Annotated in this window: 10 protein-coding genes; 9 read left to right on the plus strand and 1 reads right to left on the minus strand. The window is 60.7% G+C overall.

Annotation, left to right across the window (positions count from 1 at the left end):
• Positions 1–187 precede the first annotated feature (187 nt).
• From QP457_RS06250 to QP457_RS06280, 7 genes are all read left to right on the plus strand, one after another.
• Entirely contained in the window at positions 188–1,147 is a 960-nt protein-coding gene (locus tag QP457_RS06250) for a tape measure protein (RefSeq protein ID WP_205404927.1), read from the plus strand.
• The gene (locus QP457_RS06255) at positions 1,144–3,993 is read left to right on the plus strand and encodes a hypothetical protein (protein ID WP_205404926.1); all 2,850 of its coding nucleotides are present in this window, start codon (positions 1,144–1,146) and stop codon (positions 3,991–3,993) included. Before QP457_RS06250 ends, QP457_RS06255 begins: the two co-directional genes overlap by 4 nt.
• Before the next feature lie 10 nt (positions 3,994–4,003).
• Positions 4,004–5,305 carry a hypothetical protein gene (locus tag QP457_RS06260; RefSeq protein ID WP_205404925.1) on the plus strand — a complete coding sequence of 434 codons (1,302 nt, stop codon included), beginning with the start codon at positions 4,004–4,006 and terminating at the stop codon, positions 5,303–5,305.
• Positions 5,306–5,333: 28 nt separating this feature from the next.
• Complete coding sequence (locus tag QP457_RS06265; protein ID WP_205404924.1) at positions 5,334–5,846, plus strand: DUF4376 domain-containing protein; 513 nt, start codon at positions 5,334–5,336, stop codon at positions 5,844–5,846.
• Positions 5,843–7,843: a hypothetical protein gene (locus tag QP457_RS06270; RefSeq protein WP_205404923.1), complete on the plus strand. Its 2,001-nt coding sequence runs from the start codon at positions 5,843–5,845 to the stop codon at positions 7,841–7,843. Before QP457_RS06265 ends, QP457_RS06270 begins: the two co-directional genes overlap by 4 nt.
• On the plus strand, positions 7,843–8,637 hold the full coding sequence (locus tag QP457_RS06275) for a hypothetical protein (RefSeq protein ID WP_205404922.1): 795 nt from the start codon (positions 7,843–7,845) through the stop codon (positions 8,635–8,637). The genes QP457_RS06270 and QP457_RS06275 overlap by 1 nt, the downstream gene beginning before the upstream one ends.
• A 137-nt stretch (positions 8,638–8,774) precedes the next feature.
• Positions 8,775–9,569 carry a DNA adenine methylase gene (locus QP457_RS06280; RefSeq protein ID WP_205404921.1) on the plus strand — a complete coding sequence of 265 codons (795 nt, stop codon included), beginning with the start codon at positions 8,775–8,777 and terminating at the stop codon, positions 9,567–9,569.
• A 56-nt stretch (positions 9,570–9,625) separates the two neighbouring features.
• Here QP457_RS06280 and QP457_RS06285 read toward each other — a convergent pair whose 3' ends face one another.
• The gene (locus tag QP457_RS06285) at positions 9,626–9,970 is read right to left on the minus strand and encodes a hypothetical protein (RefSeq protein WP_205404920.1); all 345 of its coding nucleotides are present in this window, start codon (positions 9,968–9,970) and stop codon (positions 9,626–9,628) included.
• A gap of 414 nt (positions 9,971–10,384) precedes the next feature.
• Here QP457_RS06285 and QP457_RS06290 point away from each other — a divergent pair, with 414 nt between their 5' ends.
• Positions 10,385–11,818 (plus strand): hypothetical protein, encoded by a 1,434-nt coding sequence (locus tag QP457_RS06290; protein ID WP_205404919.1) that lies wholly within the window; start codon positions 10,385–10,387, stop codon positions 11,816–11,818.
• A 32-nt stretch (positions 11,819–11,850) separates the two neighbouring features.
• Positions 11,851–12,732, plus strand: a complete 882-nt coding sequence (locus tag QP457_RS06295; protein WP_286041334.1) for a hypothetical protein — start codon at positions 11,851–11,853, stop codon at positions 12,730–12,732.
• Positions 12,733–14,012 lie beyond the last annotated feature (1,280 nt).

A 14,012-nucleotide genomic window follows, 5' to 3' on the forward strand; every position in this document is an offset into this window, starting at 1 on the left:
CCCTACCGTTACCCTCCGCCTCACTGCCGACAACAGCCAGCTAGTTCCGGTTGTTCGCTCATCTGAGGCGGAGGTGAAACGGTTGGGAGGGACTTCGGTCGCAACTGGCCAACAGGCACAGCGCGGTGCCGCAGGCGTAACCAGCCTGGGCAATGCGTCGGACACCGCCGCACGAAAAGCGTCCGCGATGAGCGCGGCACTGAACGTGGCCAAGGGTGCTATCGGGGCATACGTTGGCGCGCAGTCGGTCGCCGCCCTGGTATCGATGTCCGATCAATACGCGAACATTTCTGGCCGCCTGCGCCTGGCGACCGATGGACAGAAGGCCTATGCGGCGGCGAGCGCGGAAGTGTTCGCCATCTCTCAGCGCACGTCGACCGCGATGGATACCACGGCGACCCTCTACGCGCGCCTTGCACAGTCCACAGCGGAGTACGGGATTTCGCAGCAGCGCCAGTTGGGGCTGACCGAGACGATCAACCGCACGTTCGCTATCTCTGGTGCCAGTGCAACGTCAGCGGCCAATGCAATCACCCAGCTGACGCAGGCCCTCGCAGGTGGTGTCCTGCGTGCTGAAGAATTCAACTCAGTTGTGGAGAATTCGCCGCGCCTGGCCCAGGCGTTGGCCGATGGCATGGGCGTCGGTATGGGCGAGCTGCGTAAGCAGGTCAACGATGGAAAGGTGACCATCGATACGTTGGTTAGCGCCCTGGAGAGCCAGAGCGCTGCCGTGGAGAAAGAGTTTTCCACCATCCCGCTGACGGTTGAGCGGGCGATGGTGCAGCTGTCCAACAGCATCACAAAATTTGTGGGCGAAGGCTCGCAGCAACTGGGTGCGGGTAGTGCTCTGGCGGAGAGCATCGCGTTCCTGGCGCGCAACCTGGAACAGGTCGACCAGGTGGTGGGCCTGCTGGCCGTCGCGTTTGGTGGTCGCCTGGTTGCCAACCTGGTCAAGGCCACTGCCGAGAAGATCGCTGCTGCGGCCGCCAGCCGAGAGCTGGCCCGGCAGGAGCTGGCTGCTGCCCAGGCCGCCGAGCGTGCGGCTGCAGGTCGCCTGTCGCTGGCGCGTGCCGGCATGCTCCAGGTCAATAACGGTATTCAAAGGCTCGTTTCGGCTGGCCAGAAAAAAGAGGTATACGAGCTGTGAGCCGTCCGGTGCTGCTTATTGAAATTGGTGCGGGTCCGCTTCCGCAGGTTACGCCCGCAGCTCGCGCGGCTGCCAGCTGGGCGCCGCCGCCTCCTGCTGCGGCTGAAATCAGTCCTCCCACTGATGTCGAGGTTAAACCTGGCGTTGAGAGCATCACGATCTCCTGGCAGGCATCACCGCTTGCCGGGGCGACCTATGTTGTGTGGCGCGCCCCAGACGTGGGCGGCGCGCCTGGCGCCTGGCGAATCGTGACGCGCACCACCGATACGCGATACACCTACACCGATGCCAGCGGCGCGATCAGTTGGTGGAAGGTGACCGTTGTGGTGAACGGCGTCTCCTCCGGCGATTCTTCGCAGAACCCGGTGCTTCCCGTCATTCCGCCCACCACCGCCGAGCTGATTGAGATCCAGCGGGACATCGACAAGGAGAAGGTTGATCGCTTCAACGCCGACGCGGCCGAATCGCGGAAGCGGGCGGACGCTGTTGCCGAGCTGGCGAACCTTGTTGCGCTGGAGGCCGCTGCGCGAACCGAAGGGCTGATCGAGCAGGCTGAGGCGCTGAACAAGGAAGTCCGCGATCGCACCGAAGCGCTGCTCAACGAGCGCCTTGCATGGCAGGCGGGCGTCAGCCAGGAAGCGGCGACACGTGAAAGTGAAGTCGAATCCCTTGCCTATGCACTGTCACAAGTAACGGCCGGCAGCGGCACGCAGTTTGATAGTCGCTCGATCTGGTACTTCAACGCCGATGCCGAGGGCTGGACGGGTAATGGAACCCCGTCTGTTGTCGATGGATGGTTGCGGCCTGCAGATGCAACGAGCTTCCCCTATATCCAGTCTCCCTTGGGTCTGGGCATCGATGGGACTGCCTATCGCTTCGTGAAGCTGCGCGTGAAGCGCAAGGGCTCCCCGGTGTGGGCAGGCCGCTTGCAATGGATCACCCAGGCGTCCCCGATCTGGAATGAAGGACGCTCGGCGGTGGCCGCCGAGCCTCTATGGGACCCGATGGGTGTGGCAACGCTGGACTTCCAGGACATCCCCTGGTGGCCGGAGCAGATCCACGCCATCCGTCTGCAGGTCGGGGCCGCACAGGACGCCGAGAACTACTTTCTCCTGGACTGGGTCGCGGTCGGCCGACCGACGCCTGGTGCAGGTGTTGCTTTCGTCCAGGAACAGACCTCGGCGCTTGTCCTGGCGGACCTTGCCGAAGCCAGCAAGCGCGAGTCGCTCGCCGCGCAGCTGCGCGGTGACTACGAAGGCACTGATCCGGCCGGTGTAACCGTTGGACTGTACGCGGCAGAGCGGGACGCGCGCGTTACCGCCGATCAGGCCAATGCGCGTGCCACCGAGGTGTTACAGGCGCGGATGCCGGCCGGTCAGGGCACGCTTGCCACTGAGGCGAGCGTCTCCCAGGAAAGCCAGGCACGCGCCGATGGCGATAGCGCCAACGCCGAGGCGATTCGGTCGGTACAGGCCCGCATGCCAGATGGTGATGGCAAGGTGGCCTCGGTGCAGGCACTGGAAAGCGTCAGTGCTCGCGTCGAAGACACCGAGGACGGCCTGCGTGCAGTAGGCGAGCGCGTCACATCGATGACTGCGCAACTGGAAGGCAATCACGCCGGTGATGAAGACACGTTCTCTGGCGATCTGGACGTGTTCGCTGGCAGCAAGTCGGTTTATACGGTCATTGCTGAGGGCGACCTTGCGCAAGCAGAGGCGGTAGAGCGACTGGACGCCAGCGTTGGGCAGTTCAAGGCAGCCACGACAACGCAGCTACAGGCGATGGCCACGGATGTGTCGGCGCAGGCGCGCCGGATCGACGTGGTGCAGGTCGAGCTGGACGGCAAGGCGTCGGCCCAGGCGCTGTCGCAGCTCAAGTCTTCGGTTGAGCAGAACGCCGATGGCATCGAGGCGGTGGCGGAGTCGTTGCAGGGCGTTCGCGTCGACCTGGACGGAAAGGCCAGCGCCCAGGTGGTGCAAGGCATGGAAGCAAGGGTCGTTCAAGCGGAAGGCGGCGTGGCGCAGGTACTGGCCAAGGCTTTCCTGCACCTGATCGCCGATGGGGGCAGCGGCCCGCTGGTTGGTGGCATGGAGTTGGGCAACAACGGCAACGTGGTCAGCCTGCGATTCCTGACCAATAGCATGGAGATCGTGGCACCCAACGGCGCCGCCGAGGGCATGGAGTGGCGCAACGGGTACCTGCGCGTCTGGAAGGGGGCCGCACAGCGAATCATCGGCCCTGGCTTCGGTGCCAACGGTGACAACTTGATCGACTACTTCGGCCCCAACGTTGGCGCCGCCGCCGCATCGAAGACCAACGCCATGATGTGGATGGACGCGAACGGCAGTGCCTACTTCGGCGGCCAATTGTCGGCCGGCATTCTGCGCAACGCAGTTCAGACCACAACCACGCAGACCATCGGTACTGAGCTGGTCAACGGTCCATTCGCAACCAACGGCCGCGTGCGCACCGTGACCGTCAGTTTCACCCGGCGTCATGGGCGGGTTCAGACCACGCTGGGTCCGTCGGGCTTCGTGGCCGGAGCCGGACAGAACACGGCACGCGTCGATGTCTACCGCAAGATCGGCAACAACGCCGAAACGCTGTGGCAGGTGCTGAACGTTGGGGGCTCGGTGAACATCAATAACGAGCCGGATGGGTCTGATCTTGCCGTGTCCAACTGGGGCGGTTCATTCACCGTGAATGACACCAGCCCAAGCTCTGAAACGATGCAGTACCGCGCGGTTATCTCCGGTTTCACTGCCCAGGACGTGACCCACACGTCCGGCACGTTCCAGCAGCAGACCATCACTCAAAGCCTATCGATGATCTCGATAGAAATGTAACGGAGCAGACATGCCACTTCGACACATCGACATTGATACACCCCAGCCCAACGGCCACCTCGGGGAGCCTACGCGATCAGCCAACATCAAGCACAACGCGAACATCACCGAGACAGAGGCGCGGCTGGTGGCGCTGGAGGATGGTGCGACTGGGGCCGGAGAGCAATTGGAAACCGAGATCGCCGCGCGCAAAGCAGCAGATGCCGCACTCGGTGCCCGCATTGATGCAGAGCATTCCCTTATCACGCAGGAAGCCGCTGATCGCAGCGTGGCTGTGCAGGCAGAAGCTGCAGCGCGTGGAAATGCCGACACCGCATTGTCAGCACGCATCCTCAATAAAAATCGCATCATCAACGGCAACTTCGACATCTACCAGCGTGGCAACCCTGGCACCATCACAAATACCGCCGCCTACACAGCAGATCGTTGGATCTGTTCGTCCGCAGGCGTCGGCGCTACAAGCAACTGGGGGCTTGGCGCAACCACGCCCGGCGAGATTCCCGACTCCCGGATGTTCCTCGGTTTTAATGTAGTTGCTGGTGTGTCGTCGGCATGGGTGGGCCAATGGATTGAAAGCGTGCATTCGTTCGCAGGTGGAAAGGCTACCGTGTCATTCTGGATGCGCAGCGGTGTAGCAGGTAAAAAGGTTGGCTTGCTGATTCAACAGCACTTCGGTAGCGGTGGATCATCAATGGTGCAAGTTGTTGCACCGGAAGTGATTGTCCTCACTACAACGTTCACTAAGTACAGCGTCACCTTTGACGTGCCTTCAATCGTAGGTAAGACGGTGGGTAGCGGCGGTAACGCCCTGCTGCTGACGTTCTTCTACGCCGATGACAGACCCTCCCTGTTTGGCGGTCAGCTGGTTGGGCAAACCGGACTGTTTGAGTTGGCGCAGGTGCAAATGGAAAAAGGTGACAAGGCGACCGATTTTGAATGGCGTCCAGTAGGGCACGAACTGCAACTGTGTCAGCGTTACTATTGCAAGTCTTACGCTTTGCCGACCAAAGCAGGAACGCCCAACAGCGACTCGGGGCGGATCGCTACGGGGCTTCAAATCAGCGGGACCAACTCGCCGAGCTTTAGCGCATATGCGTTGCGATTCCCGGTTGGCATGCGAACGTCTCCGGCTGTCACCGTGTATGGCGCTGTATCCGGCAATCCGAACAAAGTCACAATGTCAGACAACGCAGACAGCAGCGGCGTGCCCACTGTTCGTGGGTTGAGTGAGGGCGGCTGCGAGATCAATTGGGTGAACAACGCTGGTACGTTCGGCGGCTGGTTCCACTTCACTGCAGACGCGGAGATCTAACGTGTACCAACTGACCGAGAATCCTGACGTGATCTTGTGCGTTGACACGGGTGCGAACATCCCGCGCGGCCACTGGATGTGGGCCGACTACCAGCGCTGGCTGGACGACGGCAACACGCCGCTGCCGTTGGTGCCGCTCAAGTCGCTGACCGAAGTCAAAGAGGATCTGCTGGCGGCTGCCACTGCAGAACGCTGGAACCGCGAGACTGGCGGTATCCTTCTGGGCGGCGTGCAGGTTGGCACCACGCTTGACGATCAGAACCGTCTGAGCGGCGTTCTGTCGGCCATCCAGCTCGGCGGGCTGGAATCGGTGGACTTCAAGGCGCAAAGCGGCTGGGTGCAGCTGACGGCGGCCGAACTGCAAGGTATTGCCCTGGCGATCAGCGCTCACGTGCAGGCCTGCTTCACCGCCGAGCGCGCGCACCATGAAGCGATCGTGCAGCTGCAGACGCACGCTGAGGTCGATGGCTATGACGTGACGGCGGGGTGGCCGCATGCCTCGCAACTGGGTGTGGGCGACCTGATGCCGGAGGACCTGTGACAATCGCCACCCAGATGTCTCCTGCGGGGAAGACGTTCGCGCGTTGGTCTTCCAGCCCCCTGGGCGCCGACCTGGTTGTCGGCGACGGCGGCATGACCGTTAGCACCGGGACAGCACTCGTTACGCCGCGCCTTGCTCGCAGCACCATCGCGCACGATTCAGGCTCGCACGGTGCCGAGTTCTTCTTCTGGGGAGACGATCCTGTGGTGGCAACCATCGGGGTGGTGATGCCGACCGCTCCGCTGTCAGCAGAGGTGGGCTACTCAGGCGGGGCTGGCTGGCGTCTCCATGCCGGCGAGGTTGTTGCGAACGGCGTTGTGCTGGTGTCTGGGCTTCCTATCCCGATCAAGGGGGCAACGGTCGGCATCGCTGTCGATATTGGCAGCCCCTCGCGCGCGCGTTTCTTCCTGGATGGTGAGCAGGTAGCGGATCTAATGGTGCCAGTTGCTGGCGCGATTCACTTTGCTGTTTCGCTGGCCAGCACCAAGGCTGGGGGCATCTCCTGCGCCGCCAACGCTGGCCAGTGGCAGGCCCTGAGCGCAGCTGCCCACGCGGGCTGGTTCATCGAAGACGAGCAGGTAGAGCCGATGCGACTGGCGAGTGAGGATTACATGACCCTGGCAACTGACGCGCCTGCAAGCGCTGCTTTCATGGGCCTGCTGGCCAGCGACGGGCTGAGCACCGTGGCAAGTGTCAGCTTCTGGCCTTGGGAGAACGCTTCCCGCTCCGGCAGCGCCCAGGTGCGCGTCATGGACTCGCAGGGTCTGCTCGATGCTGCGGCAATCGGTGCGCTGCGCGGCCAGCCTGTGGCAGTCCGACAGGTGTTGCAGGGGCAGCCGCTATCGACGTCAGTTGCAGTCGCTCGCTTCGTGCTGGATCGAATCGACATTGAGGACGATGGCCGCAAGCTGCTTACGTTCCGTGACGCACACAATGACTTGGATTCGCCCCTGGGGCGGTCGGTCTTTCTACCGCCGCAGGGTGAAGGTATTGCCTGGCAGACAATGCCGGCAGTGATCGGCGCCGTTCGCAGCGCACCATGCATTGCCGTCAACAGGGATGGTAGCCAGCAGTGGCTTTGTGACTTCCCGATCGGGAGCGTGGAGTCGGTCATGGATCGCGGGGCCAAGCTCGAAGCGGGGACGGCTTACACTCTGGGCCCGAGGGGGCAGCATCTGGTGCTTTCATCGCCGCCAGTAGGCCCGGTTTTCGCTGACGTCTCTTCCCAGCCCGACATGGCTCCTGCCACGCTTCGCCAGGCGCTCACTGAGGTGTTCTCGCGGATCGGCAAGGCCTCCTGGTCTGCGGATGACGCTCAGGCGATTGACCAGATCAGTGGCTATGGCGGCGTCGGATTCTATGGCGGCGACGGCGCGACCGTTCGGGATGCGCTGAGCGGCATCCTGACCGCGTACACCGCTGATTGGTGGCAGGACGATGATGGTGTCCTGCGCCTGGCGCGATTGATCGATCCTGAGTCGATTGCCGATGCAGATCTCAGGTTCGACCTGGATTGGAACGTGTTTGCGGGTGATCTGATCGTCCTTCCTGACCTCGCACCGAACCTGTCTCGCCGTCTCGCTTATCAGCCCAACGGTGTGATTCTGGGGGCTGGCGACCTGATCACCGACCTGGAGCAGCTGCCGCCTGAACGCAGGCAACAGTTGACTTCGGTGTGCCGTGGGCAGGCCTACTCAGGCGGGATGCTCGCAGCGCGCTACGCCCACGCCGATTCCGCTGCGCCCATGGTGTCGCGGCTGGACCGAAAGGAGGACGCGCAGGCTGAGATTGAGCGCGTTGTCGCTCTTTACGAAGTGCCGAGGAATTTCTACGCGGTACGGATCAATGCGCGCCCCGACCTTCGCCTGCGCCCTGGTCAAGTTGGCCGCATCACTTATCCTCGCTACGGCCTGCAGGCGGGGCGAAAGGTCCTTGTATCTGGCGTTACCAGCAACCCGGTCACAGGTGACCACGTTCTCAAGCTTTGGGGGGCCTAATGCTTATTGGATACGGACAGCCGATCGCAACGGTGTCGGTCGATGGCGGCAGCGCTGCGAACCTGCAGGCGCTTGTTGACGGTCGACCTTCCAGCATCGCGCGTGTGAATGGTGGCGCCGGCTCGGTACGCCTGCGTTTGTCCTGGAGTGTTCCGACACCAGTTCGCATCGCGGCCGTGTTAGGCCTCACTTGCCCCGCAGGCACGCGCGTCACGTTATCCGGTCAACGTGAGGGCGAAGAGCATTACGACACCCAGCTGGGCGGCAACGGTGACCAGCAGCCGGTGATGGAGCTTGCGGATGGCAGTCTCGCAGCCTGGTTCGTCCTGGGCGGCGCCCCTCTCCTGATCGGTCTGCAGGTCGAGATTGAGGCTGCCTCCTTTGACATCGGCGAGCTGGTTGCAATGCCGGCAGTTGAGGTCGGCCACCAGGTCGGTTGGTCGGTCGATACCGTCGATCCGAGCATCCGGGAGCGCACAATTGGCGGCGGGTTGAACGTGGTTGAACGAAGGGCCTACCGGGTTCTCCGCGTTGACGTCACCCCGGCCCCACTTGCAGAGGCCCGTGGTGGAGGTCTTTCCCAGGGGATGGACCTGGATCGCCTGCGGCGCCGCGTGGCGGGTGGTCGCCGCGTAGTCGCCGTTCCGCGCTGGCGCAGTCCGTCTGGCGCCCTCGATGTTGCAGAAATCCACGCGACGGCGTTGTACGGACAGGCCGTGGCCGGGGCCAGCACCCATCTGGGAGGCGACTACTACGGTAGCGCCTGGACGTTTGAGGAGATTCCTCCGCTTTGAACAGGGCGGAGGGCGGCTGCTTGCAGGCAGCCGCCCCCCGCCTCATACACGCGTTGTGCCGCGTGAACTTGGCCAAGACCCTGCGCCCTCGCGAGGACTGGGCAATTGTGGCCACCACCTATCGCACAGAGTGAGACATGCCCTTACCGATTTTCCCTTGGCCTGGCGGCAAGCGCCGCCTGATCAAGCACCTGTATCCCCATTTCCCGAACCACGACACCTATGTCGAGGCCTTCGCAGGCGGCGCAGCGGCTCTCCTGATGCGGCCGGTTCCGGCGCGCCTGGAGGTCCTCAACGACATCAACAGTGACCTGGTCACCCTCTATCGTTGCGTGCGCCACCACCTGGAAGAGTTCGTCCGCATGTTCCGCTGGTCCTTGGTGAGCCGCCAGATGTTTGAGTGGGCAACGATGGAGCGCCCCGAGACGCTGACAGACATCCAGCGGGCCGCGCGGTTCTACTACCTGCAGAAGCTTTCCTTCGGCGGGAAGGTCGAAGGACAGTCTTTCGGCCTCGTAGCGTCCGGCCAAGGTCCCCGGCTCAATCTGCTACGGATTGAGGAAGAGCTGAGCGCGGTGCATCTGCGCCTCGCCAACGTAGTCATCGAGCGGCTGCCCTGGCAGGAGTGCATCCTGCGATACGACCGGCCGGAGACACTGTTCTATCTCGACCCGCCGTACTGGGAGACCGAGGGCTACGGGGTGGACTTCCCGTTCGATCAATACCTGGCCATGGCGGAGCTGATGCGCTCGATCAAGGGCAAGGTGGTGGTTTCGATCAACGACCACCCAGATGTACGCCAGGCGTTCGCTGGGTTCGACCTGGTGCCGCTGCAGCTGAACTACACCATCGGCGGGGGCAACGGTCGGGACAAGGCATTCGGTGAGCTGATCATCAAGAGCTGGGACGACAGGCAGGCCTCGCTGCTGTAGTCAAAGGCAAGGGGCGCCGGATGCCGGCGCCCCTGTCGCAACGGACGCTTCGCGGCCTACTCCATCCAATCGAAGGGCGGAGGGAGCGATGCCTTGGCCAGCCTGTTCGCTCTCACGGCCTCGCGCCACGTGGTGATCTTCGCAACATCCTCGCGCAGGCGGCCTTGGTGCCTGACCACCCACAGCTCGGCGCCTGTCCGTCCCTGCTCGTAGCTGGTGCACACCCGCGAGGGCCCGCCTGGTCCGTTCCGATGGCGGTCCAGGGAGGCAATCCAGATCCCGTCGTTCACCCGCTGGAACATGGCAACGACCCATTCACCTTCGCAGGCAATCACCGTCAGCGGGTCCTCGACCCGGCTGGCAGAGCGTCTTGTCCAGTAGAAGTCCGGGGGCAGCGGCATGGCGTCAGGATACGGTTCGCCGTCGCGAAGGCTGCGACGTGGGCTGCGGGCGGCCGGGATGGGCCCCTGCGAAACCGGTTCAATGGCGGATTGAAGAGCGTTCTAAGCCCCAGTTTCGCCCGTTTGAGCCGGCATCAAACCAAGTGTCCGCATTTCGCAAACCTCGCGTCCGCCTACAGCAAGCCGATCATCGGTCGACGCTCATGTTCTCTATTGCGGATGGTTCGCGTCCACGCGAATAGAGCGGGTTGATCCTGATCACTTGGCTTCATTCCAACTTACATGGAAGCGCCTAACTGCCTCACTGATCGAGCCTCCTCCCGGTATCTCGGCGACTTCGCATGGTAGTAGCAAGGTAGTCCTTGATGAGGTACGTTCCGCCTTGGCAGTGAAGCCAGCACAGGGGGGGATAGGATGCGCGTATCTCAGAAGTACAAGCTAAAACGAAAGCAGGCCGAGCTTGATTTCGTTGACGTTCCTTTGGATACAGATCTTCCAGTTTTTGTGGAGCCCACGGCAATTCGGGCAATGGACACTCCGTGGTCTAGTGAGTGCGTGGCACTCCTTCAGAACTTCTTTAGCAATGTTCTCAGTGCGGTGAAAAAGGGCGAAAAAGCTAGGGCTGTCTCGCTACTTGGTTCGTTGAATGAAAGAAATGATTTTCATCTTGGATATTCATCTGGTGAGTCGCGTGGCCACGCATTCGGCAAGGGATCTGCAGGCTCAGTGTGGGAGTCACTTCTGACAAGCAAAGCCGCGAAGTCTGGCGTGCTCTCTGATTTGGAAGATACTGCCCTTCTCATCGAAGGCGTGGGTGCTGACATGATCTCTGATGCGGTCTGCAACATAATCCGAGCACCGCTGATTGAGTACACTCAAGACATGTGCCGGTATTACGGCATTCCTATGGTCGCAAATGTTTCGTCAGGCCCCTGCTGGGACATGCAAGCGCAAAACTGGGTGGCGAGGCATGTAGAGCTTCCGATGCCGAAGGGCGAGAGTCTCGTGTTGGTCCCAAAGTCGATTGTTCGACTCGCGGGTGCTTACGACGCTGGAGCCTACTATCGGCACTATTTGTTGCCGGAACTACAGAAGCAACACTTGGCCAGTGGATCTGGTCTGGTGGAAGTGCTGAAGAGTAAGAAGCGAAGGGTTACGAAGACCGCTTTGATGAGGCACTATGGCAAAAACAAAGATGCTGTAGCAAAATTGACGGAGGACAATCCTGATGTCCTCGCCAAGTATAAAAAGGCGAAAGCGGCAGATCCTTCACCACCGATAAGCAATAGTGCGTTTGCAGAGATTGAGAACGTTCCGAACGTTCAACTGTACGATCTCTATAAGGATGTGGTAGCTGTCCCTCCTGGAAGAGCGCGTGCCCACGACTATGAGCGAGCTGTCGAAGGCCTCCTTTCGGCCTTGCTTTACCCGTCTCTCATACACCCTGTGCGCCAAGCCCCAATCAATCAGGGGCGGAAGATTGTCGATCTCCGGTTTTCAAACTCAGCCACGGCAGGCTTCTTCAGTTGGCTTTCAAAGCACTACACCGCGCCTTACGTCTTCGTTGAATTCAAAAATTACACAGAGGATGTTAAGAATCCTGAGCTCGACCAATTGTCTGGGCGGTTCTCAAAATCCGGAGGGCAAGTTGGTATTCTAATTTGCCGTGCGGTTAGTGATCGCAAGAAGATTGATGCTATGTGCCGAGATGCCGCAAAAGATGGGCGCGGCTACATGATCGTGCTTGACGATGCGGACTTGGAGACCCTGGTCAAGTCAACGACGGCGATGCACTACGATGCCTCGAGAACCATATTGAATGATCGGTTTGATCAACTGGTACTCTGACTCCGATTAGAGCTAAAGGGGGGGGGGCTTGGATGGGCTATGAACTGTGGACGTCGCCTGTGACTGGATATCGTCGCCACGGCACGAGGCTTGCAGATTTCAACGACGCGCTGGGCCTGAGGATCATGGCGAGGGATATCTGTGAGCCCCTAAAATGTTGTGCTTCGGGAGCGCCCGCAGATCAGATGCAGAATGAACTGAGTCGTCTCGATTTTTCCGTTTCTGGAGTTCGAGATGCTGAAGATGGTCCGGTTACCGGCTTCGTGAGAGTTGAAGAGCTGTCCAGTGGATCAGTGCAGGCGCATCTCCATCCCCTAACCGCTGCGACGGTCATCGATGATGAGGTGTCATTGCAGTTTGTTCTTGAATGCCTAGGAAAGGATCCATTCTTGTTTGTACGAACATTGGGTGATATATCTGCCATCCTTACATGGGCGGACTTAAATAAGCCAATTGTTCGCGTATACATCTTCGGGCTTATCTCGCTGCTGGAGATGCATCTTAGCTTTTGGGTCGCTCACACTTACTCCGACGGCGACTGGCAGCAGGCCTTGACTGAGGGGAGGTTGGGCATGGCTGTTGAAGTTAGGCAAAAGCGCGTGGCGCTGGGTCAGGATGTATCGTTGATTCAGTGCCTGCAGATGTGTGACAAAAGGACTCTGGTTAGTAAGTCCATTGGAATACGAGAACAGCTGGGTTTTGAATCTAAGGCGGCCTGCGAGCGATTCCTTAGAGACGTGGAGGTGTTGAGAGATACGCTGGCCCACAGTCAATATGAGTTGGCGCCGGATAACGGCTGGAAGGAGTTGCTCACTCTGGTCGATGGAGTAAATTCAGTGATCCTTAGATCTGACGGTCTAGTGGAGAATAAGGCTCTAGACAGCGCTGCTGGCTTTACGGGGCTTCTCTGGTAGCACTTTTATCATTGCGGCGTCCTTCTCCCGTTTGAGTATTTGTTGCCGAAGTTCGCGGGCGATGCGCCGAGTGGGTGATCCCTCCCGGGAGGTTGCTTGTGCCTTGCGCTAGATTTCACTAACAAGGTAAGGAGCTTGAAAAATGGATTCTGGGGTCTACCGAGTGGAGATGGCTGGTCGCTGGAGCTTGAAAGGCTGGATCCCTCGTAGCCGATCCTCTGGCCTTCTAGAGGCGCACCGGTTTCCCGTCCGTTAGGACCCTGTCTCGGGAGCTCTGCATGCCCTTGCGGCCTCTGCCATGTATGCAACGCTGCTGCCGATCCGCGTCATACCGAGCCTATGTGACGTGATCATTAGCCGGAGATCTGGGTGATGCAGTTGTGGTTCAAGCATTGATAGCGCAAGTCTGTCTCTGCCGACCAGGTGCCAGTGCGGGCAGGGCTGATCGTCACTTTCGCGAGCGCAAGGAATGCTGCCGTCTGCTCCATGCTAAGCGCTACTAAAGCGCATGCTGCCTGAGTTCAGCACGCAGGACTCGGGCGGCGGTGTATGAGCCGGTGCCTGCAGTCGCAAGACATGGTGGCCATATATGAAGCGTACGGTGGTGTTCGGCCTTGTAAGGGCGGTAAAAAATGTGTGCCCTTCAAGTCTCATCCCCTGCGACCGATATGCTCAAGGATGCGTAAAACAATCACCGGGACGGCTACATGGATCGTTGGACGTGGATGATGGTAAGGATGTATGCGCCCGCACTTGGGGCTTTGGCGCTAGGATTGTTGCTGATGCTGCCGTTGGGGACGCTCCGGGAGAGTCCGGTGCTTGCAGGGGTGTATGCGATGGTGCGATGGGTCCCGGCGTTGGCTATCGCGGTATCGGTCACCCTTGCACTTGCCGCTACTCTAAGGCTTTGGCGCTGGGATCAAGGGCGCAGCGCTTTGGTTTGCGAATGCGGTGGCTTGCTGGGACGGGAGCGTCCTGGGCGTTTTGATGCATATCGAAAGTGTCTCGCCTGCAACCGCAACGTCAATGAGAGGTACTACACGTAGGTTCGGTTCCGGGGGGCGTACACCACAAGCCGCTGTCCGCCTTGAAAGCAGGCGTGAGCCCTACCTGGCTTTCCCAGGGTGGTTCACGGGCCGGAATCAGCTCAAAGTGACTGCTCCTCGCCTTACAAGGCACTTATCGGCACCCTGGCTGCCAGTTGGGGTTGGCTAAGTCGTTGTTCCCAAAGGGCGTCCGGCCATCTGTGGTGCCATGAGTAGCTGCATCAGTACTGCGAA

This window comes from Stenotrophomonas sp. As-7 (genome assembly GCF_030291015.1).
GTDB lineage: Bacteria > Pseudomonadota > Gammaproteobacteria > Xanthomonadales > Xanthomonadaceae > Stenotrophomonas > Stenotrophomonas lactitubi.